This window comes from Gilliamella sp. CG35 (assembly GCF_046635745.1).
Lineage (GTDB): Bacteria > Pseudomonadota > Gammaproteobacteria > Enterobacterales > Orbaceae > Gilliamella > Gilliamella apicola_I.
This window is the reverse complement of record NZ_JBIDFH010000005.1, coordinates 106,732-130,158: the sequence shown is the minus strand read 5'-3', so window position 1 is coordinate 130,158 and position 23,427 is coordinate 106,732. Positions and strand designations below refer to the sequence as shown.

General features: G+C 35.3%; 17 protein-coding genes. 14 read left to right on the top strand and 3 right to left on the bottom strand.

Annotation, left to right across the window (positions count from 1 at the left end; translation table 11 throughout):
• Nucleotides 1–22: 22 nt before the first annotated feature.
• Both ACGH4F_RS03920 and ACGH4F_RS03915 read left to right on the top strand, forming a co-directional pair.
• Entirely contained in the window at nucleotides 23–1,258 is a 1,236-nt protein-coding gene (locus tag ACGH4F_RS03920; protein WP_411590065.1) for a hypothetical protein, read from the top strand.
• Between the two features lies 1 nt (nucleotide 1,259).
• The gene (locus tag ACGH4F_RS03915; RefSeq protein WP_411590064.1) at nucleotides 1,260–1,589 is read left to right on the top strand and encodes a tail fiber assembly protein; all 330 of its coding nucleotides are present in this window, start codon (nucleotides 1,260–1,262) and stop codon (nucleotides 1,587–1,589) included.
• Here the strand turns inward: ACGH4F_RS03915 and ACGH4F_RS03910 are convergent.
• Both ACGH4F_RS03910 and ACGH4F_RS03905 read right to left on the bottom strand, forming a co-directional pair.
• Nucleotides 1,586–2,116, bottom strand: coding sequence for a tail fiber assembly protein (locus ACGH4F_RS03910; RefSeq protein ID WP_411590063.1), 531 nt, complete (start codon nucleotides 2,114–2,116; stop codon nucleotides 1,586–1,588). The genes ACGH4F_RS03915 and ACGH4F_RS03910 overlap by 4 nt on opposite strands.
• A 39-nt stretch (nucleotides 2,117–2,155) precedes the next feature.
• The gene (locus ACGH4F_RS03905; RefSeq protein ID WP_411590061.1) at nucleotides 2,156–3,040 is read right to left on the bottom strand and encodes a tyrosine-type recombinase/integrase; all 885 of its coding nucleotides are present in this window, start codon (nucleotides 3,038–3,040) and stop codon (nucleotides 2,156–2,158) included.
• A gap of 388 nt (nucleotides 3,041–3,428) precedes the next feature.
• Between ACGH4F_RS03905 and prmB the strand changes: the two genes are divergently transcribed.
• The 11 genes from prmB to recB all read left to right on the top strand — a co-directional run bounded on the left by prmB (nucleotide 3,429) and on the right by recB (nucleotide 18,045).
• Complete coding sequence (gene prmB / locus ACGH4F_RS03900) at nucleotides 3,429–4,322, top strand: 50S ribosomal protein L3 N(5)-glutamine methyltransferase (RefSeq protein ID WP_411590059.1); 894 nt, start codon at nucleotides 3,429–3,431, stop codon at nucleotides 4,320–4,322.
• A gap of 29 nt (nucleotides 4,323–4,351) precedes the next feature.
• Nucleotides 4,352–5,422 carry a chorismate synthase gene (aroC, locus tag ACGH4F_RS03895; RefSeq protein WP_267379143.1) on the top strand — a complete coding sequence of 357 codons (1,071 nt, stop codon included), beginning with the start codon at nucleotides 4,352–4,354 and terminating at the stop codon, nucleotides 5,420–5,422.
• A gap of 13 nt (nucleotides 5,423–5,435) precedes the next feature.
• Nucleotides 5,436–6,191 carry a TSUP family transporter gene (locus ACGH4F_RS03890; RefSeq protein WP_411590057.1) on the top strand — a complete coding sequence of 252 codons (756 nt, stop codon included), beginning with the start codon at nucleotides 5,436–5,438 and terminating at the stop codon, nucleotides 6,189–6,191.
• A 423-nt stretch (nucleotides 6,192–6,614) separates the two neighbouring features.
• Nucleotides 6,615–7,538 carry a LysR family transcriptional regulator gene (locus ACGH4F_RS03885; protein ID WP_065559598.1) on the top strand — a complete coding sequence of 308 codons (924 nt, stop codon included), beginning with the start codon at nucleotides 6,615–6,617 and terminating at the stop codon, nucleotides 7,536–7,538.
• A gap of 140 nt (nucleotides 7,539–7,678) precedes the next feature.
• Complete coding sequence (gene rpsO / locus ACGH4F_RS03880) at nucleotides 7,679–7,948, top strand: 30S ribosomal protein S15 (protein ID WP_065559597.1); 270 nt, start codon at nucleotides 7,679–7,681, stop codon at nucleotides 7,946–7,948.
• Nucleotides 7,949–8,256: 308 nt separating this feature from the next.
• Entirely contained in the window at nucleotides 8,257–10,371 is a 2,115-nt protein-coding gene (pnp, locus tag ACGH4F_RS03875; protein ID WP_411590055.1) for a polyribonucleotide nucleotidyltransferase, read from the top strand.
• Between the two features lie 25 nt (nucleotides 10,372–10,396).
• A complete protein-coding gene (gene nlpI / locus ACGH4F_RS03870; protein ID WP_267350629.1) occupies nucleotides 10,397–11,248 on the top strand; it encodes a lipoprotein NlpI in 852 nt (283 codons plus the stop codon).
• A 376-nt stretch (nucleotides 11,249–11,624) separates the two neighbouring features.
• Nucleotides 11,625–13,391 carry a DEAD/DEAH family ATP-dependent RNA helicase gene (locus ACGH4F_RS03865; RefSeq protein WP_411590054.1) on the top strand — a complete coding sequence of 589 codons (1,767 nt, stop codon included), beginning with the start codon at nucleotides 11,625–11,627 and terminating at the stop codon, nucleotides 13,389–13,391.
• Between the two features lie 451 nt (nucleotides 13,392–13,842).
• The gene (locus tag ACGH4F_RS03860; protein WP_411590052.1) at nucleotides 13,843–14,139 is read left to right on the top strand and encodes a YfcZ/YiiS family protein; all 297 of its coding nucleotides are present in this window, start codon (nucleotides 13,843–13,845) and stop codon (nucleotides 14,137–14,139) included.
• A 10-nt stretch (nucleotides 14,140–14,149) separates the two neighbouring features.
• Entirely contained in the window at nucleotides 14,150–14,605 is a 456-nt protein-coding gene (gene sixA, locus ACGH4F_RS03855) for a phosphohistidine phosphatase SixA (RefSeq protein ID WP_411590050.1), read from the top strand.
• Nucleotides 14,584–18,045 carry an exodeoxyribonuclease V subunit beta gene (recB, locus tag ACGH4F_RS03850; protein WP_411590049.1) on the top strand — a complete coding sequence of 1,154 codons (3,462 nt, stop codon included), beginning with the start codon at nucleotides 14,584–14,586 and terminating at the stop codon, nucleotides 18,043–18,045. Before sixA ends, recB begins: the two co-directional genes overlap by 22 nt.
• Before the next feature lie 136 nt (nucleotides 18,046–18,181).
• Here the strand turns inward: recB and ACGH4F_RS03845 are convergent, their stop codons facing one another.
• The gene (locus ACGH4F_RS03845; RefSeq protein ID WP_411590047.1) at nucleotides 18,182–21,271 is read right to left on the bottom strand and encodes a beta-galactosidase; all 3,090 of its coding nucleotides are present in this window, start codon (nucleotides 21,269–21,271) and stop codon (nucleotides 18,182–18,184) included.
• 428 nt (nucleotides 21,272–21,699) lie between these two features.
• Here ACGH4F_RS03845 and ACGH4F_RS03840 point away from each other — a divergent pair, with 428 nt between their 5' ends.
• Nucleotides 21,700–23,412 (top strand): carbohydrate porin, encoded by a 1,713-nt coding sequence (locus tag ACGH4F_RS03840; protein ID WP_411590045.1) that lies wholly within the window; start codon nucleotides 21,700–21,702, stop codon nucleotides 23,410–23,412.
• The last annotated feature ends 15 nt before the right edge of the window (nucleotides 23,413–23,427 follow it).

Genomic DNA, 23,427 nt, shown 5'->3' with positions numbered 1-23,427 from the left:
ACTTTTTAATATAAGGATATTTATGTCATGGTATAAATCTGGCTCTGTTAACATAGAACAGGGTAGTAAAATAATTACAGGAATTGATACTAAATGGGCAAATCCATTAATTGGCGTTTGTTCAGGTCAAATGTTAATATTAAAAACAAAAAATTCTATAGAAATATGTGAAATAGCTTCTGTTCAATCTGATACGCAATTGACTTTGGCAAATGAATACAATGGTGAAACAAAAGCTGGGGTGAATTACGAAATACCAACATCGCCTAAGGTATCTATAGAAGCGTTAGCATTGAGAATATCAGAAATGTTAAATTATTATCAAACTCAACTTGATGCATGGCAAATGATATTAACGGGTGAGGATGCGGTTACCCTAACCGCTCCTGATGGTAGGCAAGTCACAATAAAATCACAGTATTCAATTGCAAATGAACTCACCAAATTACTGGAACAGAGTAAGGTCTACGCTGAACAGACATCAAAAAATGCCGATATAGCTAAAAACGCAAGCTCATCATCGAACAATAGTGCAGCATCAGCAAAAAGTAGCGCAGATAGTGCTAGTTCATCAGCCACAGCGTCACGTGATTCAGCTCAAAAATCTAGTAATAGCGCAAATGCTGCCAGCTTGTCTGAGAACAATGCTAAAACAGCTGAACAAAATGCTAAAAAATCAGCAGAAGACGCTAAAAATGCCGCATCTTCAATTGATACTACCGTTTTTCTTAAAAAATCCGGTGCAAATGATCAGTCAATTAATGGTTCATTAAATGTTAAAACGCTAAAAGAAAATGATGTTCGTGTTTATTCGCCTAATAATAAACCAACGGCTGATGATATTGGTGCTATTCCTGCTGTTAAAAAAGATGTGAACGGCTTACCTATTTATATGGTAGGTAATCTAATTGATTTTGCTATAAAACCAAAAGTTGCAGGTATTGAACCAATTTATATCGTTGAATCCTATGTGAACGGCGATAGCTGGTATAACAAATATTCAAATGGATTTATTGAACAATCTGGCGTTATTATTGCACGAACTCCAAATGCAAATGCTGTTTGTGGTAATTTGATTAATTTATTAACACCTATGAAAACAGGCAATTATGGTGTAAGCGTTGATAAGGTGAATAATGGACTGTGGGGTGATATTGAATATGCCTATGCAGAACTATACTTAACCTCGTTTTGGTTAGCATCGTATTCACATACGACGGGTGAAGCATGGATAAGATGGACTGTAAGAGGTTATTAATATGACATATACAAGTCAAGAATACGCCGAAATGGCAATAAAAGCGAACAAAGAAGGTAAAGTATTAAATACCATAAATGGCAAGTTAATGCTCGTTGATCCTGAACCGATTCAGATATCCGATGAGCAAATTATACTGCAAAATCAATCAAGAAAAACAGCATTAATTAATGAAGTTAACGAAAAAATAGCTTTTTTACAGGATGTCATAGATTTAGATATGCAGGAATCAAACGAAGATGAACAACTAAAACAGTGGAAAAAATATAGAATTATGCTTACTCGTATTGATACATCAGATATTAATGTCGTATTCCCCCAAAAGCCCTAAACGGGCTTGATTGGCAATTCAATATCTGGTTTATTTGCATCAATCGATTTTAATTGAATGCGATAAAGTTTCCATTTTTTTAATAGTTTTTCATCACCATCTGTTGCTATTTCTAGCTCTATTTTATCATTTAGAATATCTATCTCATTGTTAGCCTCAGATAACAAATCTGCAATATTTAATTGATGTTGTTTAATGATAAAAGTACTTTTTTGCTCTTCATCAAGCTCCCATTTTTCACCGTTCCATTTACAGCATTCGAATGGCTCCAGTAATGTAAAGCCATCTTTAATTTTACCAAGATAATCAACTTTAACTGCTTCTTTTGTTTCTATGTTGTAAGCTGTTTTTTCTCGATTATCTTCAACAAGAATCCATTTTCCATCTTGTTCGCACGGACAATAACCATCTTTAAATATAGGGGCAATTCGTAGTGCATCATCAGGTGGTAATGTGTCATCGTTCGCTTCTAATTGATGTGTAAATGGTTTTGAATCGTTTGAATTATCGTAATAATAATTAATCATAAATTTTCCTATTTTTGTTTACCTACTCGACAAATAGGTTTAATTTATTCTCAGTTTTTTATACTCACGACCTCGACTATCATTATATTTATCAGTCATTTGCTGGGATTTGTGACCCAATAATGTCATGGTGTCAATGCGTTGTTCTCTATATAAACGTTCTGATAGTGATCTGATTTCGTGAAATGTGGTAGGTGTTCCGTTCCAGTAATTTCGGCTATAAACTCTATCACGTAACCGTGAAAACTGACGCGTTATATCGTCTAATTTTATTTTTTCATTGTTGAGACATATTAAATAGTCATTATCAGTTGATTCAATAATGTCTCGTAAACTAGTGCTTATTTTTTTACATTCCAATTTTATCGGTAGTGCGATTTTTGCACCTGTTTTATATTGATCTATTAATAAATAATTTCGTTTAATATTTGATTTTTTCATTTCTACTATATCAGAACGGCGTTGCCCTGTAACTAGCGCAAGCGTCATAGCATCATGCATTATTTTATTTCCTGTTTTTTCCGCCTCATTTAAAATTTTCTTAAACTCAACAAATGTCATTCGTGAACGTTTCACAGTAACTTTAGGACATTTTATTGGTTCGGCGGGGTTCCTGTCATTCCAGCCCTGTGCGTATGCTTCTCGGAAGATATCTTTAAGTAAGTGGTACATGCACTTAGCGGACGGAGCTTTATCTTGATCTGTATAGATTTTGATAATTTTTGCAATATCGGGTGGTGTTATTTGGGAGATCGGTTTAGCGCCTATTTGCTGACGGATAACTTTTAGCAAATACGTTTTTATTTCGATTGTTTTGGGTTTTAAATTACGTTCGGCAAGAATTTTAATATATTCGTCAAGCCAATTGTTAACGGATTTTGGATTAGTATTTTGGGGTTTAAATAATTTAGAAAGAAAAAACATGATTGCCTCATTATGCAAAAATGTTTTTTTATATCTGTTAAATTAATATTTATCAAGTCATTATTAAAAAAACACTCTCTATGACTCACTATTATGATTGTGAATGAATAATTGAATATAATAAAATACTTTGATAATATTTCGCGTAGTTAAAAAATTCATAAATGAATTAAAATTAATTCTAAAATGATAGATTATCATAATGAATATATTTAATTTATTTAACTTACTTTCTTCACCCTATATTGCGAATAATTAAATTGTTGAAATAAATGAGTGATACAATTTTAAAGGTTTGTTTAAACACTCGATTTGCAATATTTATTGAGAATAAGATGACCTTCATTGACGAATGATATCTTCCTCTCCTCGATCTTTTGGAGCCATTATGGAAAACTTAAGTACCGTTCAGGACTTTATTCGCTGGACAACTTCACAACTCAGTCAATCAGATATTTATTTAGGACATGGAACGGATAATCCTATCGATGAATCAAAACAACTTATCTTAGCCAGTTTGGGGTTATCATTATCTATTCCTCCAGAATTTTACGCGGCCAATCTGACGGAAGAAGAAAGACAGTTTTTGTTTGATATTATTCAAAAGCGAATTGACGATCGGGTTCCAACTCCTTATTTAACAAATCAAGCGTGGTTTTGTGGACATAGTTTTTATGTTGATGAACGAGTTTTAATACCTCGTTCACCGATTGGTGAATTAATTGATGATCATTTCAAAACGCTACTTACCACACCGCCTCGACATATTTTAGATCTTTGTACTGGTAGTGGTTGTATTGGTATTGCTTGTGCTTATGCTTTTCCTAAAGCGCATGTTGATATCACTGATATTTCGCTTGAGGCAATCGATGTTGCTCAAACTAATATCGACTTGCATGAAATGAACTTTCAAGTTACTCCTATCTTATCGGATCTCTTTAATGATTTGCCGGTTAAACAATATGATCTTATTGTCTCCAATCCGCCTTATGTCGATGAAGAAGATATGAATGATTTGCCAGAAGAATATTTATACGAACCAAAACTGGCGCTGGAAGCCGGATTTGATGGATTGGATTTAGTAAAACGAATTTTGCATGATGCGATTAATTACTTAACTCCCGACGGTGTTCTTGTTTGTGAAGTAGGAAATAGTTGGGTTAGTTTGCAAGAACAGTATCCAGATGTTCCTTTCAATTGGATTGACTTTGAGCGTGGTGGATTCGGGGTATTTTCAATCACACAGCAAGATTTGGTGAAATATCATCACTATTTTAAATAAATTTATGCATTAATCGGGATAAGGTTATTATGTCTGGAAACTCAATCGGAAAATTATTTAAAGTCACAACGTTTGGTGAATCGCATGGTGTTGCATTAGGATGTATTGTTGACGGTGTACCACCGGGATTAGCATTAACTGAATCAGACTTACAAATAGATTTAGATCGCCGTCGCCCAGGCGCCTCTCGTTATACCACCCAACGCCGAGAACCTGATCAAGTTAAAATATTATCTGGTGTATTTGAAGGGGTAACAACTGGTACAAGTATTGGATTAATGATTGAAAATACCGATCAACGTTCGCAAGACTATAGCCAAATAAAAGATATTTTTCGACCTAGCCATGCAGATTACACTTATCACAACAAATATGGGATAAGAGATTATCGAGGGGGAGGGCGTTCTTCTGCTCGTGAAACAGCGATGCGCGTAGCGGCAGGAGCAATAGCCAAAAAATATTTACATGAAAAACTTGGTATTCAAATTCGTGGTTATTTAGCACAAATGGGGGATATTGAGTGCGAATTAAAAGATTGGCAGCAAGTTGAACAAAATCCGTTTTTTTGTGCAGATGAATCGAAACTTGAATCGCTCGATCAATTGCTTAGATCGTTACGAAAAGAAGGCGATTCGATTGGTGCTAAAGTTTGCATTGTGGCTGAAAATGTTCCAGTAGGATTGGGGGAACCTGTTTTTGATAAATTAGATGCTGAACTCGCCCATGCTTTAATGAGCATTAATGCGGTAAAAGGGGTAGAGATTGGCGACGGATTTGCGGTTGTCACTAAACGAGGAAGCGAAAATCGAGACGAAATTACACCAAATGGTTTTTTATCTAACCATGCTGGTGGTATCTTAGGCGGGATAAGTTCCGGACAAACGATAATAGCTAATATTGCCCTTAAACCCACGCCAAGTATTGAAATATCAGGTCGTTCGATAAATGTATTTGGTGAATCGGTTGACGTCTCTACGCATGGGCGACATGACCCATGTGTGGGGATTCGTGCGGTTCCGATAGCTGAGGCAATGGTGGCTATAGTGCTGATGGATCATTATCTTCGTTATCGAGCTCAATGCAGCGAAGTAAATTTATGATGAGCAATCATTTATGAGTGATGAAATACTCGTTTTATTATTTGCGATCGCCATTTTAGCTGGTTTTATTGATTCAATTGCTGGTGGCGGAGGTCTATTAACTGTGCCAGCTTTACTCGCTGTAGGACTGCCACCTGCTAGCGCTTTAGCAACAAATAAACTACAAAGTTGTGGTGGATCTTTTTCCGCTAGTCTCTATTTTATTCGTCAACGCATGGTTGATTTAAAACAGCAAAAGTGGGCGATTGTATTTGCCTTTATTGGTTCTGCTATAGGTACGATTTCAGTCATCCATGTTCAAGCTGAATTTTTAAAACTTTTACTACCCATACTAACTATTAGCGTGGGCATTTATTTTTTACTTTCGCCAAAAGTTGGCGAAGATGATCGTAAAAGTCGTTTCTCTATTATTCAATTTGCACTTATACCTGCTTTGGGAATCGGTTTTTATGACGGATTTTTTGGCCCCGGAGCAGGTTCATTTTACGCTGTGGCTTATATTACCCTTGCTGGTTTTAATCTCACAAAAGCAACGGCAAATACTAAAGTTTTAAACTTCACCTCAAATTTAGCTGGTCTAATCTTTTTTATTTTAGGTGGCGAAGTTGTTTGGTCAATTGGTCTGATTATGTTATTAGGTCAATTTATTGGAGCAAGGGTAGGCGCTAAAATGGTAATCACTAAAGGGCGCAAATTAATCAGACCTATGTTAATCACCGTTTCGACCATTATGAGCATCAAACTAATCTATGAAAATTTTTTTATTTAATGGCAATAGATACGAACAAGGATAAGTCAACTTTGTTCAAGGTCGATTAATAGGTAATTATCATGATTCATATACATGTTTATTGAATCAAAAAGAGGCTATAACTGGTCAGCTAGACAATTTTAAATTGGTAGAATCAATTGGCTCTATTCATTAACACACGCAATTACGTTGCAAAATTAATCCTTTCATTTACTCCTTTCACCCATCACTTATAAAACCTGTTAGTCTAGATTTTCAACTCCTCATTCATTTAACTATCCCAATTACATTTCATTTGGTAAACAAATAAATTAAATAGTATTGTGCCTGTATGTCAGATTTAATTTTAAACAATCAGTTAGTGCACATCTACTAATTTTTGGTATATAGTTAACAAGATATTATCCCGTAATGGGCTTATACGACTAAATAAGTGACGCAATGAAACTACAACAATTACGCTATATTTTAGAAATTGCTCGTTCAGGTTCAATTAATGAAGCTGCAAAAAATCTCTATATTACGCAACCGAGTCTTTCCACAGCAGTTAAAGAATTAGAAGCAGAATTTGGTATTGAAATTTTTGTACGAACGTCTAAAGGAGTTTCATTATCCACTGATGGCGTTGAATTTTTAGGCTATGCGAAACAAGTTTTAGATCAAGCTGAATTATTGGAACAACATTATTCAAAAAAAGTCCCTTCAAAACAACTTTGTAGCATTTCCACTCAACACTATGCATTTGCTGTCAATGCATTTGTGAATCTCATCAAAAAAAATCATACTGATGAATATGAGTTTACTCTCCGAGAAACCAGAACTTACGATATCATTACCGATGTGGCTAATTTACGAAGTGAAGTTGGGATTTTATATTTAACAGATTTTAATCAAAAAGTGATTCTACGCTTACTGAAAGAACATCGATTGACATTTCATCCGCTATTTGAAGCCCACCCACACGTATTTATCAGCACCAATCATCCTTTATCATCAATGAAATCGTTAACGTTAAGTGATCTTGAAAATTACCCTTATTTGTCTTTCGAACAGGGAGAATATAATTCATTTTATTTTTCTGAAGAGATTTTAAGTACTGTTTACCATAAAAAAAGTATTCATGTGAGTGATAGAGCTACCTTGTTTAATTTGTTGCATGGGTTAAATGGTTATACGATTAGTACTGGCGTATTAAGTACGGATTTAAATGGGTCTGATATTTTATCCATACCACTTGAAGTTAATGAAAAAATTTTGATTGGTTGGATTACTTCGCAAAAAGCCCAATTAAGCCTGTCTGCACAAAATTATATTGAAGCATTAAAAAAATTGATTCAAGAAGAGTATGGCTTTGAACTTAAGTAAACTTATAGTTACGTAAATCAAATTGCTATTTTAATAAAATTCAGTATAATTGCGCCCAATTCATATTTATATGAATACCGAGGTTGTCTGAATTAGAGATCGGACATGCCATGTTTTATACTAATTTTATGAGGTTTATTATGTCTCTAACTGTAGAAGCTAAAGCGAAAATCGTAGCTGAATATGGTCGTGGAACTAACGATACAGGTTCAACTGAAGTTCAAGTTGCTCTTTTAACTGCGCGTATTAATGATTTACAAGGTCATTTTTCTGAGCATAAAAAAGATCACCACAGCCGTCGTGGTTTATTACGTATGGTCTCTAGCCGTCGTAAATTATTAGACTATTTACGCCGTAAAGATATCGAACGTTACAACCAATTGATTCAAAAATTAGGCTTACGTCGCTAATCAAAATCTACTTGAAAGAGGCTTAGGCCTCTTTTTCGTTGTTAAAAATTTGAGCTTTGCTATAATGCTCAGCTCGAAAGTAAAATTAATTCGTTTTTGTAAATCAACACATTAAAAGATTGTATCTCATGTTTCGCGCGACTAATGAGAGCTCTATAATTTATAGATCTGTCATTAGTCGTGACAGTGAAATAATCTTTTGTTGATGACCCTACATTGTTGAAATAAAAAAATCAATAAGTTGTACTTAAAACTACTGCCTGTCGAGCTTTTCATTTCAACAGCATTATTAACAAGAGGATATTATTTTGTTTAATCCAACATATCAAAAATTTCAATATGGACGCCACACTGTTACTTTAGAAACAGGTATTTTAGCACGTCAAGCATCGGCTGCTGTCATGGTTAATATGGACGATACCGCTGTATTTGTTACGGTGGTGGCTAATAAAAAAGTCAAAGAAGGTCAAGACTTTTTCCCATTAACAGTTAATTATCAAGAACGTACTTATGCTGCCGGTCGTATTCCGGGTGGATTTTTTAAACGTGAAGGTCGTCCAAGCGAAGGCGAAACGTTAATTGCACGTTTAATTGACCGTCCATTACGTCCACTATTTCCTGAAGGATTTGTTAATGAAATTCAAATCATTGCAACAGTCGTGTCAGTCAATCCGGATGTTAGTCCAGATTTAGTTGCAATGATAGGTGCTTCAGCTGCACTTTGCTTATCAGGTGTGCCTTTCCATGGTCCAATTGGTGCCGCTCGAGTTGGTTTAATTAACGATGAATTTGTATTGAACCCATCAGTAAAAGAACTTCAAAATAGCCGTTTAGATTTAGTGGTTGCCGGTACAAAAAGCGCGGTATTAATGGTTGAGTCTGAAGCTGATTTATTAAGCGAAGAGCAAATGTTAGCTGCAGTCGTATTAGGTCATGAGCAACAACAAGTGGTCATTGATAACATTAATGAATTTGTGGCGAAAGCGAATCGTGAAAAATGGGATTGGGTTCCACCAGTTAAAAATGAAGCATTATATAATGCTGTGTCTGAATTAGCCAAAGATCGTCTTGGTGAAGCTTACCGTATCACAGAAAAACAAGCTCGTTATGCGCAAATTGATCTGATCAAAGAAGATGTGCTAACCACTTTAAAAGCGCAAGATGAAGAACTTGATGAAAACGAAGTGATGAACATTATTATTGATTTAGAAAGTCAAATTGTTCGTCAGCGCGTTATCGCTGGTGAACCGCGTATTGATGGTCGTGAGAAAGATATGGTTCGGGCACTGGATATCCGTACTAATTTATTGCCAAGAGCACATGGTAGCGCCTTATTCACGCGTGGTGAAACTCAAGCATTAGTAACGGCAACATTAGGTACTGAACGTGATGCGCAGATTATTGATGAATTAACTGGCGAATACACCGAACGTTTCTTATTGCATTATAACTTTCCGCCATATTCTGTCGGTGAAACAGGTATGGTTGGATCACCTAAACGTCGTGAAATTGGTCATGGGCGTTTAGCTAAACGAGGTGTAGCTGCGGTTATGCCTAGTCAAGATGAATTTCCTTATACGGTGCGTGTCGTATCTGAAATTACTGAATCAAATGGTTCATCGTCAATGGCTTCTGTTTGTGGAGCTTCGCTTGCCTTAATGGTTGCCGGTGTGCCAATCAAATCATCAGTTGCAGGTATTGCAATGGGATTAGTTAAAGAAGGCGATAAATTTGTCGTATTATCAGATATTTTAGGTGATGAAGATCATCTTGGCGATATGGACTTTAAAGTAGCCGGAACTCGTGAAGGTGTGAGTGCATTACAAATGGATATCAAAATTGAAGGTATCACCAAAGAAATCATGCAAGTTGCCCTTAATCAAGCGAAAGGTGCCAGATTGCATATTTTAACGGTAATGGATCAAGCGATTAATAAACCGCGTCAAGAAATATCTGAGTTTGCCCCACGTATTTATACAATGAACGTTAATCCGGATAAAATCCGTGATATTATCGGTAAAGGTGGCGCAACGATTCGTGCATTAACTGAAGAAACAGGCACAACCATTGAAATCTCTGACGATGGCACAGTTAAAATTGCAGCATCAGATGCGAACAAAGCTAAAGATGCTATGGAGCGTATCAATAATTTAGTTGCTGATGTTGAAATTGGTAAAATTTATACCGGTAAAGTCACTCGAATTGTTGATTTTGGTGCGTTTGTTTCTATTATTGGTGGTAAAGAAGGATTGGTTCATGTTTCTCAAATCGCTGATCACCGTGTCGAAAAAGTAGCTGATTACTTAAAAGTAGGACAAGAAGTCAATGTGAAAGTCCTTGAAATTGATCGTCAAGGTCGAATTCGTTTAAGTATGAAAGATGCAATTGAACCAACAACGGAACATTCACCAATTACTGAATAAAAAATTAATCATTAGGGGTTTTAAAATGAAACTTTTCAACCTGAGGATTGTCTGCTTACTTATAGCTGTTATTCTATTGTCAGGTTGTTCAAGTTCACCGCTCCTTTTGGCTGTTCCTGAGCAAGTTTCGTATAATGATGAATTGAAAATTGCTCAGATTAGCCAACAATTATCCCAAAAAAATATTGATACTGTAACCCGAATGCAGCTTATTTTTGAAAGGGGAATTGTTTATGATTCATTAGGTTTTAAAGCATTTGCGCAAATTGATTTTTCTACCTTATTAGGTTATAGCGCTGACATTCCAGATATTTATAACTTTTTAGGGACTTATGCTTTAAGAGAAGGTGACTTTGATGTTGCCTTAATGTCTTTTAATACAACTTTAGAAATCGATCCAGCTTATGCTTATGCATATCTGAATCGAGCAATCACGTTGTATCGTACAGGTCATTATCAATCTGCTAACCGAGATGCACTTCAGTTTTATCAATATGATGTGAATGAGCCAATTAGATTATTATGGCTTTATCTAATTGAAAATGAGATTGATAAGAAAACAGCATTAAATATGCTACAAGACCGTTATAATCGGTTAAATGATAAATCGATTTATAGTAGCCATATTGTTGCATTTTATTTAGGTAAAATTAATGAATCTAAATTGATGCAAAATCTTCAAGAAGGCGTTGAAAATAATCGGCAATTAGCTGAGCGTCTTTGTGAAACCTACTTTTATTTGGGTAAATATTATCAGAATAAAGGTGATAATGAGCGTGCCAAAATGTTATTTAAATATGCTTTAGCTAATAATATTTATAACTTTGTTGAACATCAACAGGCACTCTACGAAATGAAGTTACTTGAGGAAAAGTAACATGGGTCATGCCAGTTTTAAAAGTGAAAATATTGTTATAGTTTAGTTCTGATTGACTATTAATACTTGTTCAAGTTATTGATGAGTCGTTAATTAGTTATATCCTTAATCGGATCAGAGTATTACGCAAATGTGATATTTGTCCATATAACATTCACAACAATAATCAATTATAGTATCAGTAATTAATTTTTGATGTGAATCGTAAATTTTCAATTTAGTGAGCTGGCATAAATTTATATATAGCTTTCTTTTCAAGGAAATGCAATTAAACATTTAACTATATTGAGATGAATTACTTTATTTCATTAAGCTTAATTGTTTAGCAATTAAAATAGAAAGTTTATATATATGATAAATTTATAAGCGAGTTTACATGACAAATGAAGTTTCTTTTATTGACCTTGGTTTATCCGAGGACATCCTTAACGCATTAAATGATCTTGGTTTTAGCAAACCATCACCCATTCAAGCTGAATGTATTCCACTATTATTAGATGGAAAAGATGTGCTTGGTATGGCGCAAACCGGAAGTGGAAAAACAGCGGCTTTCTCCATTCCATTTTTAATGAACATTGATGCCAGCTTAAAAGCGCCACAACTATTAGTGTTAGCACCAACACGTGAGCTTGCAATACAAGTTGCTGATGCCTGTTCAGAATATTCAAAATATATGAAAGGGGTGAATGTATTAGCCCTATATGGTGGTCAGCGTTATGATGTGCAATTGCGAGCGTTAAAACAAGGACCGCAAATTGTAGTTGGCACGCCTGGACGTTTATTAGATCATTTAAATCGTAAAACATTAGATCTTTCAAATCTTAAAGGTTTAGTTCTTGATGAAGCCGATGAAATGCTAAGAATGGGCTTTATTGATGATGTTGAAAATATTATGGCTGCCATTCCCGAAGATCATCAAACAGCGCTATTTTCAGCAACAATGCCTGCGCCAATTCGCCGTATCACTAAACGATTTATGCATAATCCAAAAGAAGTACAGATAAAAGGGACTAATCAAGCAGCGCCTGATATCGATCAAAGTTATTGGTTAGTGCGTGGAATGCGTAAAAATGAGGCAATAATACGTTTTCTTGAAGCAGAAGATTTTGATGCTGCAATTATATTTGTACGAACAAAAACAGCAACGCTTGATGTCGCCGAAGTGCTTGAAAAACACGGGTACAGTTGTGCTGCATTAAATGGAGATATGACTCAGCAATTAAGAGAACAAACACTTGATCGATTACGTAATGGTCGTTTAGATATTTTAATTGCAACTGATGTGGCAGCGCGCGGATTAGATGTTGAACGTATTAGTTTAGTTATCAACTATGATATTACCTTAGACTCAGAATCTTATGTTCACCGTATTGGGCGAACAGGTCGTGCAGGCCGTGCAGGTCGTGCAATTTTATTTGTTGATAGCCGTGAACGTCGTTTACTAAAAAATATTGAACAAACAATTAAAAAACCAATCCCAGAAGTGGGCTTACCTTCTAAAGAATTGTTAGAAAAACGTCGTTTAGTTAAGTTCAATCAGCAAGTTCAACAACAGCTAGAAAGTAATGATTTAGATCAATATCAAGCAATACTGAGCCAAATCCAAACTGAAAGTGGTGCGGATCTTGAAACGATTGCAACTGCTTTATTAAAACTTGCACAAGGTGAGCGCCCATTAATTCTACCGCCTGATCCAGTATTCAAACCATCTCGTGAAGGTCGTGATCGTGATAATCGTGGTGGTGAACGTCGACTACGAGGCGATAATCGAGAGTCGCCAAAACGTCGGGAACGTCGTGATGTGGGTGACATGGATATGTATCGTATTGAAATTGGTAAAGAGAACGGTATTGAAGTTCGGCATATTGTTGGTGCTATTGCTAATGAAGCGGATATTAGTAGTCGTTATATTGGTAACATCAAACTTTATGAAACCCATTCAACGGTTGAGTTACCAAAAGGAATGCCAAAAGATATCCTTAAACATTTAGAAAAAGTACGGGTACTGAATCAACCAATGAAAATGAGCTTGGTCAGTGGTGCTCAGTCAGATGCTAAACGGGGACGTAAAAGTAACCGAACAGAATCGAACGATAAAAGTTTTGCAAAAAAACGAGGTCGTTCATCTGCACCTAAATTTTAATCATATAACCTCTACCATTTGGTAGAGGTTTTTTTACTTTTTTGTGATCTAAATCTTTTTAAGATTACCAAAACATTAACTATCTCAATTAAATTCAATCCCAATAACCTAAATTGAACGACTTTCTGGTTAAACGGATTTGGATTCATAATAAAAGAATACCTTAACAGAACTGAAAAAGGGGCATTGAGTTAACTACAAATTGAATCGTTGATTTGTTGGTGAACGTTACTGACATATCGACAAGATTTATTTGAATTTTCTCAATTTCAAAAAACTCAAATTACAACTCGGATTCTTGATTCCGTTTAGTCAATAACAATGTCGTTTTATCTTTCAAAGAATGTTATCAAAGTAAAGCTATTCTAAATAAATCCTGATGAGAATTTTGCCCTTAGATAGGATTGAGAGTATACTACTGTCAATTTAATCGGTAAAACAGAGGTATGGCATGACAGATTCTTTAAATAAATGTAAAGCAAATGATACTCCGGCGTGTTGTTGCGTAGATGTTGGCACAATCATAGATAATGAGGATTGCACGGCTGAGTATGAGCATGTCTTTACGATAGAGTCAGAAGCTCAAGCTAAATTAGCATCTTTAACTCAAGCAGCAAAAGCTGTGGCAACAGAACCTTGCGAAATTAATAGCAGTATTGATAAAGTTGAGGGTGGTTTTAAATTAACGGCAAAATTTACCTTTTGTTGTGGTGCTGAATGCTTGATTTTTCAATTAAAATTACGCTAATTGGAGAGTAATGAAAGTTTGTATTATGAGGCATGGTGAAGCAGGCTTTTCTGCTTCATCCGATTCAAGTCGATCCCTTACGTCTTACGGAATTCGACAAGCAATTCAAGCTGGGCAGTGGCTTAAACAACAAAATTTTCAATTTAATATTGGTTTAGTTAGCCCATATTTACGTGCTCAGCAAACATTAGCAGAGTTATCGTCACAAGTTTCTGTTTCAACAGTAGAAACAGATAAACTGTTAGTACCTGGCGGTAATCCTGAATATATTGCCAATTTGTTATCGACATTTCCTTCTCAAGGTATTGAGCAAGTGATTATTGTTTCGCATCTTCCTTTAGTTGGATATTTGGTGAATGAGCTTTGTCCTGATATCTCTCCGCCCATGTTTCCGACTGCATCAATTGCATGCATTGAGTTAACATCAACTATTGGTAAGCTTGAATGGTTTCATCAGGCGAAATAAAAAAACTCAATCTTTTTGATTTACCGTTAACAGGCCGAACACTGATTGAAGCATCGGCAGGTACGGGTAAAACCTATTCGCTTGCCTTTATATATTTAAGGTTACTGCTTGGCATTGGTGAAAATAGCTATCCTACACCGCTTGATGTTAGCCAAATTTTAGTGGTGACGTTTACCAAAGCGGCCACTCAAGAGTTACGTTCACGTATACGACAAAACATACAAGAATTAAGATTGGCATTATTAAACGGTGAACATGATGATCCTATTTATCAGCAATTAATGGCATTGATTGTTGATCGTCGACAAGCGATTCAACGACTTACTGAAGCCCAACAATCAATGGATGATGCAGCAATTTACACGATTCATAGTTTCTGTCAAAGAATACTAACTAGTCACGCGTTTGAGTCTGGCGTGTTGTTCGAACAAAAATTAATTACTGACGAGTATCAATTGCAATTGCAAGTCGTGCAAGATTTCTGGCGATACTATTTTACACCTCTTGAAAAATCGTATGCTTATTTAGTTCGAGACTGTTGGAAAGAGCCGGCAGAATTATTAGCCGATATTACCCCTTATTTATCCAATACCTTTAATGAGAAAACTGAATTAAACCCCAATATTACCGAAGCAATAGCTGAGTTTTATCAGCAAAATTTTAACATGATTGAAACGGTAAAAAAAGCATGGTTAAAGCATGTTGATCAATTAGCGGATATTATTAATCAATCGGGTGTCAGTAAACAATCTTATAGTAGCCGATATCTACCTAATTGGCTTTCAAAAGTTTCACAATGGGCTAACAGTGCAACGCTTACGTTTGCATTACCTAATGAGCTTGAAAAATTTTGTCAATCAGTTCTGGCAAGCAAAACAAAAGAAGGAAAAATCGTTCCAAGTCATTCTGTTTTTACTGAAATTGATACACTCTATAAGTGTAAACTGGATTTGCGAAGCCATATTTTAATGGATATTGTAACCATAATCCAAAAAGGCATTTATGATGAAAAAATTAAACGCACTGAGATAAGTTTTAATGACTTGCTTTGGCAGCTTAATCGGGCGTTAGTGACACGAACAGGAAAACGATTAGCACATAGTATATCAACGAAATATCGGGTTGCGTTAATTGATGAATTTCAAGATACTGACCCGATTCAATACCAAATTTTTGATCGTATTTATGATAGCAAACGATCTGATATCGGACTATTATTTATCGGTGATCCGAAACAAGCTATTTATAGTTTTCGTGGCGCCGATATTTTCACTTATCTTAAGGCGAAACGTTCAACCGGTGATAACTATTTTACCATGGATGTGAATCACCGTTCCTCATCAGCTATGGTAAATGCGGTAAATCAATTATTCGCCCATCATGAAAATCCGTTTGTTTTTAATGATATTCCCTTTTTACCAATGAATTGCGCTGAAAAAAATAAGCAAAAATCATTGCTAATTAATGATCAAGAAAGCAATGCTTTAACAGCTTATTTATTGCCAGAAGAAGTAACAACCAAAGCTGATTATCAAGAGCAGATGGCAAATTGCTGTGCCAAGCAAATAGTCAAATGGTTATCGGACTCTTCAATATTAATTAATGATAGCAAGGGTTGTCGCCCAATAACGACGTCAGATATAGCCATTTTAGTACGAACAGGTAGAGAAGCTGAAATTATTCAGCAAAAATTGGCCGTTTGTGGTATCAAAAGTGTCTATTTATCCAATCGTAATAGCGTATTTGAATCAGATGAGGCTAAGGATGTGCTTTGTCTTCTGCAAGCGGTATTGATGCCAGAAAATGAAGCCGCTTTACGTTTGGCTATGATGACGGCGTTATTAGGACAGACGATGTCTGAACTTGAACAAATCACTGATGATCAAGATAAATGGGAAAGCTTAGTAGAAGAATTTAAGCAGTATCAGGTTATATGGCAATATTATGGCGTATTGGTGATGTTACGTCGAATGATGAAAAAACGTCAGCTAGCGGAAAATATTCTTGCTCGACAAGACGGAGAGCGTATTTTAACTAACTTTATGCATTTAAGTGAGTTATTACAAGAAGCGGCAGATGATTTAGATAGTCCACATGCTTTAATACGTTGGTTAACCAAACAGATTGTTAATCCTGATTTTAATCTCGAAAATCATGAGCAGCGTCTTGAAAGTGATGAAAATCTAGTCAAGATTATCACCATTCATAAATCAAAAGGTTTAGAGTTTCCAATCGTTTGGTTACCTTTTATTTGCCAATATCGTGTGTCTGATACACAGTTTTATCATGATAAAAATAACGATTTTCAACAAACTTATGCATGGATATTAACGGATGAAATAAAACAACAGATTGAAGATGAACGCATGGCGGAAGACTTACGTTTATTGTATGTTGCTATGACACGATCGGTTTATCATTGTAGTATTGGTCTTGCCACTATGAAGAAAGACCAATCAGCTATCCATTATCTTTTAAAGGGTGAGTTAAACAATATAACAGCAATGGCGGATCTTATTAATGTGGAACTACCCCTTGAAAATGATAAGTACACCGCTCATTGTAAGCTAAATCAATCTTTAACGGCTAATGTATTTAAACGGAAACTTTGTAATCATTGGCGTGTAACCAGTTATACGGAACTACAAAAACATCATGCTGTTTTAACGATCAATCCAGAAATTATCAGCGATTGGGATGAACAGACGCCAGAATCCCAAGCCGCTTTGCAGAACGAATTAACCTATGATATTCACCATTTTCCCAAAGGGGCGTATGTGGGGACTTTGCTGCATAAGATAATGGAAAATGTTTCTAATAAGAATATCGAAACTTTGTGTAATGAAACAATAACAAAACTTAATTTAGATCCAACCTGGCAAGCTATTTTATTGCATTGGTTACAACAAGTGTTGTCCACAACGCTTGATCAACAAGGTTTGGTGTTATCACAGGTATTAACTGGACGATGCATTAATGAACTACAATTTTATTTTCCGATTCGTGAAGCAATACGTTGTGAACAACTTGATAGCATTTGTAAAACCTATGACAGCTTATCTAATCAATGTCCAACACTTGATTTTGAAACAGTACAAGGCATGCTGAAAGGATTTATCGATTTGGTTTTTGAATATCAAGGGAAGTATTATATTGTTGATTATAAATCAAATTGGTTAGGTTATTCAGCTGAAGATTATGGGCAAAAAGCCTTAGAACAGGTGATGTGTGAGCATCGTTATGAATTGCAATATCAACTTTATAGTCTAGCGTTACATCGTTTTTTGAAAAGCCGCTTACCCAATTATCAATATCAAACCCATTTTGGGGGAGTTTATTATCTTTTTTTACGAGGTATGCCTGACCATGGTATTTTTTATCATCTTCCTAAACAAGCTTTTATTGAAGAGTTAGATAAGCTATTTGATGGTGTTAGTTAAATACATTGCTAGTTGTTGTATCTCAAACTGAATTTTTGATATTTGAATCGATAACTTTAATTGCATGTTGAGCAAATTACGATAAAGCATAAATTTATTATGCCTTATCGTTGTTCTTTTTTTAGCATCGTAACTTTTAGTTAACCTCGAAGGTTAATTGATAACGATAATGTTTTTTAGTTAATAAAAATTCAGAATGGACATTTGGTGTCCATGAATCATCACCACCAATCCCCATATGGAAAGCATCAATACTCACATAAGCACAAGGTTCCGCCACTAAAAGGTGACGATGTGTGACCGCCATTAACTGTTGAGTACCATATTGGTTGATGTTAAATTGAAATTGCTGACCGGTGATCGTCATTTCATCCAGTATTAATTTCTTTACATCACAGCGTAAACCATTCTCACAAGGATAAATATAAGGAGTATAGAGTTCAGAAAAAGGTAATGACCATTTACAAAAAATGGCAGAGTGTTTACGGTCTGGATAGTTTTCGTGCGGCCCTAAACCTAGCCATTTAACTTTTTCTGGGATTTCGTTAAGTTGATATGTTAAACCAATACGCGCAGGTGCTGGCATATTGTTGGCAATATCAACATCAACTGTTAGCGTTAAATAGCCTTGCTGATCAAATTGATAAATCCATTTGCTTTGAATCACTCTTTGACCTTCATAAAAATAACCATGCAACGCTTCGATAATGATAGTGCTGGATGATTGTGAAGCTTGTATTCCAAGACATTTATGGGTTAAATCAAAATAACCTGCTGCTTTCCACTGTTCAACCCAGGCAAATGGATTGTTATTGCTATCATAGTCACCACTAATTCCAATATCGTTATCAATTGGCGCTCGAATAAATTGATCACAAAACGGCGAAGCCAATAATGGTTTATCCTCTTTAGTCCATTGATTTAGAAAACCAGTAGTTTTATCAAATAACCAATTTTGATTTTGATGAGAAATTAAATAATTATTTTTATTTTCCTTTAATGTCATGGGGGTTTTAAGCTTGTTAAGCTTAAGAGGCGGAATAAAGACATTCTCAAGTTGCCATTGTTCCCAAGCGACAAGATGACCAATTGGTGACCATGGAGTTTCTTCTTTTTGGATAATAATGACAGAAAGATGAACATCTTCACAATTGATATAGTTAGGTAAGCTATCAAGTAATTTTATTCTGATTGTACTATCTGGTTGCATATCAAGGGTAATTTGACCACTTCGTTGTTTATTACCATCGATTAAGATCTCCCATTGTAATAGTTCATTATCAGTACGTCGAAACAAATATTCGTTGGTTATTTCGACAACTAAAGGTTTTTGACTAATGAGTTTGAATTGAAAAGGTTGCTGAACTTTTTTGGCTTCGATTAAGCTTGGATGCGGTTTTCGATCGGGAAAAACTAAGCCGTCCAAGCAAAATTGCCTATCGTGGTAAGCCTCGCCAAAATCACCGCCATAAGCCCAATAATTTTCTCCTGATGATGTTTGGCAACGAAGACCATGGTCTGCCCATTCCCAAATAAAACCACCTTGTAATCTTGGATATTGCCTAAATGCTTGCCAATATTTATAAAAAGCACCAAGACTATTTCCCATAGCATGTGCATATTCACATAAAATAAGTGGGCGGTTTTCATCGGGCAGGGATATCCATTTTTTTATAGCCCATTTAGGTACCTTTGGATGAAGTTGATCCTGATCGACTCGAGCGTACATAGGGCAAATAATATCGGTGGCAGCCGTATTTGCGCCTCCTCCTTCATATTGAACGGGGCGAGTTGGATCATTACTTTTGATCCAAGCATACAGTGCATCATGTGATGAACCGTGCCCGGATTCATTCCCAAGTGACCAGATAATAATAGATGGGTGATTGCGATCTCGTTGCACCATGCGTGTAACCCGTTCACTGTATGCTGCGAGCCAATAGGGGTCATCTGATAAACGGGACATAGGGAACATTCCGTGAGATTCTATATTCGCCTCATCGACTAAATAAAGTCCATACTGATCACAAAGTTCGTACCAACGAGGATCATTGGGATAATGACTGCAACGTACTGCATTGAAGTTGTGTTGTTTAATCAGTTTTATATCATGAAGCATGGCTTCTTCAGTGATAGCATAGCCTTGATCCGGATAAAACTCATGGCGATTGGTTCCTTTAATAAGTAAAGGTTGACCATTAATACAAAGCTGACCATGTTTGATCTCAACCACTCGGAAACCAATATTATAAGCTTCGGATTCTATAAGCCCGATTTTTTTATGATATAAACTGATTACGACACGATAAAGATTAGGTGTTTCAGCACTCCATAATTCAGGTGAAATAACTGGAATATGACAAAACAGGCGATCATGATAGCCCCCTTTTTCATCAATGGGTTCGGTACCAATTAGTTGAAATTGTCCGGAAATCAAATCGCTATTTTTCCATAATTCAATGCCAATATTTAATTGATCCATATTGTCATTGTGTTTTACGTCAACTTGTATCGATAACGTAGCATTCCGATAACAGGCATCAAGTTCTGTCTTAATTTGGATATTTTTTAGGTGTGATTTAGGTTTATTAAGTAGCGAAACATTTCGAAAAATACCGCTTAATCGCCACATATCTTGATCTTCAAGATAACTTCCATCACACCATTTTAAAACTAAGACTGCTATTCTGTTTTGCCCAACTGTTAAGTAAGGGGTTAAGTCAAATTCCGCAGCGATTCGACTGTCTTGCGAATAACCCACCCATTGACCATTACACCAAAGATGAAAAGCAGAACTAACACCGTCAAAAATGATTCTAGTTTCCCCTTTATCTAACCATGCTTGCGTAATATTGATATAACGAGAATAACAACCTGTTGGATTATCGTCAGGAACAAAAGGGGGATTATAAGGAAATGGATAACGTAGATTGGTGTAAATTGGTGCATCGTAACCGTGTAATTGCCAATTAGATGGAACGGGAATGGTATTGGTGTCTATCTCTCTTTCTAACCATGATTCCGGAACGTGTTTGGGGTTATCAAAATAGCTAAAAAACCAATCCCCATTTAAAGATAATATTGATTCTGAATCAATATTATTTTTAGCTTGTAATTTATCACGCCAACTGTGGAATTTAGAATGTGTCGGAAGCCTATTAATACTAAGAACTGATAAATTATTCCAATCATTTCTACTTATGATTGTATCTAAAGAGAGATTCATTTTTTCACCATTTTAATCTTAACAATTTAGTACTAAATGATTTACGTTAATCTAACCAATTTTTGAATGCGAATTATTATAACTAAATTAGGACATACAACAGTGAACAATATAACATTTGTCTAATCGGAATCATGTATAAAATTGTAAGTTTCTTAATTCTGTTTATTTTTTTTTGTTTACGGTTACATTTTTTATCTTTAAATAACTTTTAATTACTGTGACTTAAGTCACAACATCAGGATTTTATTTTTGAAACCATTTTTTTATTTGTTATATTGAAAACGCTAATTATTAGCTTTTGGATTGCTACCGATATTAAGCGGGCAAAACCTAAAGAATAGTTGTTGTTACCTATTCTTTAGGTTTTTTTTTGTCTTAAATTTATAAGACTAATGAATAAACAATTAAATTATGAGTAGAGAAAAATGAAATATCTAACAAAATCATTAATAAAAGTAAAGCCTAAGCGAATTGTTTTAATTACCATGCTCGGTTTATTTTATTTGCCTAATGCGATAGCTGCTACTCAAGATGAGTTAGAGGCAAGAATTAATTTATTAGAGCAAAAATTAATTGCGCTGAGTAATGAATCTATTGATTTGAAAAAACAGCTGATTGAATCGAATAAGCAAATTGCTCAGTTAAGTCTTAATTTAGAAAAGCAACAGTTAGTGATAAGCAATCAACAAAAAGAGATAAAAATACAAACCGCCGCACTCAAACAACAAAAATCAGTTAATCTACAACCTGTTAGTATTAAGCATCCTAATAACAATAATGCGATTGTGTTAGTCACTGATAGCCAAACTAATGAAGAACAGAATAGTAATATTACCACTAAAAAATCGTTTACGTTAACAGAATTCAAAGATTATATTAAAGAAGAAATTGGATTTTCCTTTAATGGGTATTTTCGTGGTGGTTGGTCAACTTCGATGAATGGTAAACCCAAAAATTATGCCGAAGGCGCTCTAGGACGATTTGGGAACGAATATGGGGGGTGGTACGATCTTGTCTTCAGACAAAAAGTGTATGATCAAGATGGTCGTCGAGTGGATGCAATTGTTATGATTGATGGTAATGTGGCAACCGATAAAGCGGCTGGATTGTTTAATACGCAAGACGACAATATCATGCAATTTTCTGATATCTACTTAGCCACCAAAGGATTTGTTCCTCTTTTTCCTGAAGCGACTTTGTGGGTAGGTAAGCACTCTTTACCGTATAATGAAATTCAAATGCTTGATTGGAAAACCCAAAAATCGCCAGCTGGTGGGGGTGTCGGTATTGAAAATTTGGAAATTGGCGTAGGAAAGCTAGATTTAGCATTGTTACGTGCTGATGTGAATGTTAAGGTCAATAAAAAAACAGCGGGAACAGATATAGCTAAAGTAAGGCGTGAAGAAGTTGATATCAATGAAATTGAAGTGCGTTACCGAGATATCCCATTATGGCAAGATGCATTGTTTGCTGTTAATGCCCGATACTCAGCGCCGAACAAATCAAAACTGCAAGATGATGTCACTGTTAAAAATGCTTGGTTAGGTAGTGTTGTTCTACGTCAAAATAACTTTTTTGGTGGTTTTAATCAGCTAACGCTACAGACTGCAACCAATTCAGTCGCTTCACATTTGGGCAATATCAATACCAATAATCCAGAATTTGCCGCTAATGCTGATAATGATTATATAGGTAAACACACAGGAGGTAAGGCTTATCGATTAGTTTCTGAAGGTGAAGCGTATTTTTCTGATAATATTATCGTGGCGCATGCATTAGCTTTAACAACAGGTAAAGATGTTTATTCTTATGATTTAAACTTACCTCATACAGATTTTACCAGTTTTAAATCAGCAGTAAGACCTGCTTATATTTGGGATCAATACAATCAAAGTGGTATTGAAATTGGTTACTTTAAACAAAAAAATAAAGTTAATGGTCGAACTTATAAAGAAGAAGGCTACAAAACAACCCTGTATCATTCATTTAAAGTAGGTGAAAGTATTTTATCCTCTCGTCCCGATATTCGTTTCTATCTATCGTATATTGAGTCATTAAATAATGATATTAGTAAATTTGAATTTAATGGTAAAAAACATCAAATTAGTTTTGGGGTGCAAACTGAAGTGTGGTTTTAATTTAAGTGATGAAAT

Coding starts and splice junctions, on each gene's coding strand:
- prmB (WP_411590059.1), top strand. CDS start 3,429: ATGGAAAACTTAAGTACCGTTCAGGACTTTATTCGCTGGACAACTTCA.
- ACGH4F_RS03915 (WP_411590064.1), top strand. CDS start 1,260: ATGACATATACAAGTCAAGAATACGCCGAAATGGCAATAAAAGCGAAC.
- ACGH4F_RS03860 (WP_411590052.1), top strand. CDS start 13,843: ATGACAGATTCTTTAAATAAATGTAAAGCAAATGATACTCCGGCGTGT.
- recB (WP_411590049.1), top strand. CDS start 14,584: ATGGTTTCATCAGGCGAAATAAAAAAACTCAATCTTTTTGATTTACCG.
- sixA (WP_411590050.1), top strand. CDS start 14,150: ATGAAAGTTTGTATTATGAGGCATGGTGAAGCAGGCTTTTCTGCTTCA.
- ACGH4F_RS03840 (WP_411590045.1), top strand. CDS start 21,700: ATGAAATATCTAACAAAATCATTAATAAAAGTAAAGCCTAAGCGAATT.
- aroC (WP_267379143.1), top strand. CDS start 4,352: ATGTCTGGAAACTCAATCGGAAAATTATTTAAAGTCACAACGTTTGGT.
- rpsO (WP_065559597.1), top strand. CDS start 7,679: ATGTCTCTAACTGTAGAAGCTAAAGCGAAAATCGTAGCTGAATATGGT.
- ACGH4F_RS03910 (WP_411590063.1), bottom strand. CDS start 2,116: ATGATTAATTATTATTACGATAATTCAAACGATTCAAAACCATTTACA.
- ACGH4F_RS03920 (WP_411590065.1), top strand. CDS start 23: ATGTCATGGTATAAATCTGGCTCTGTTAACATAGAACAGGGTAGTAAA.
- ACGH4F_RS03885 (WP_065559598.1), top strand. CDS start 6,615: ATGAAACTACAACAATTACGCTATATTTTAGAAATTGCTCGTTCAGGT.
- ACGH4F_RS03865 (WP_411590054.1), top strand. CDS start 11,625: ATGACAAATGAAGTTTCTTTTATTGACCTTGGTTTATCCGAGGACATC.
- ACGH4F_RS03890 (WP_411590057.1), top strand. CDS start 5,436: ATGAGTGATGAAATACTCGTTTTATTATTTGCGATCGCCATTTTAGCT.
- nlpI (WP_267350629.1), top strand. CDS start 10,397: ATGAAACTTTTCAACCTGAGGATTGTCTGCTTACTTATAGCTGTTATT.
- ACGH4F_RS03905 (WP_411590061.1), bottom strand. CDS start 3,040: ATGTTTTTTCTTTCTAAATTATTTAAACCCCAAAATACTAATCCAAAA.
- ACGH4F_RS03845 (WP_411590047.1), bottom strand. CDS start 21,271: ATGAATCTCTCTTTAGATACAATCATAAGTAGAAATGATTGGAATAAT.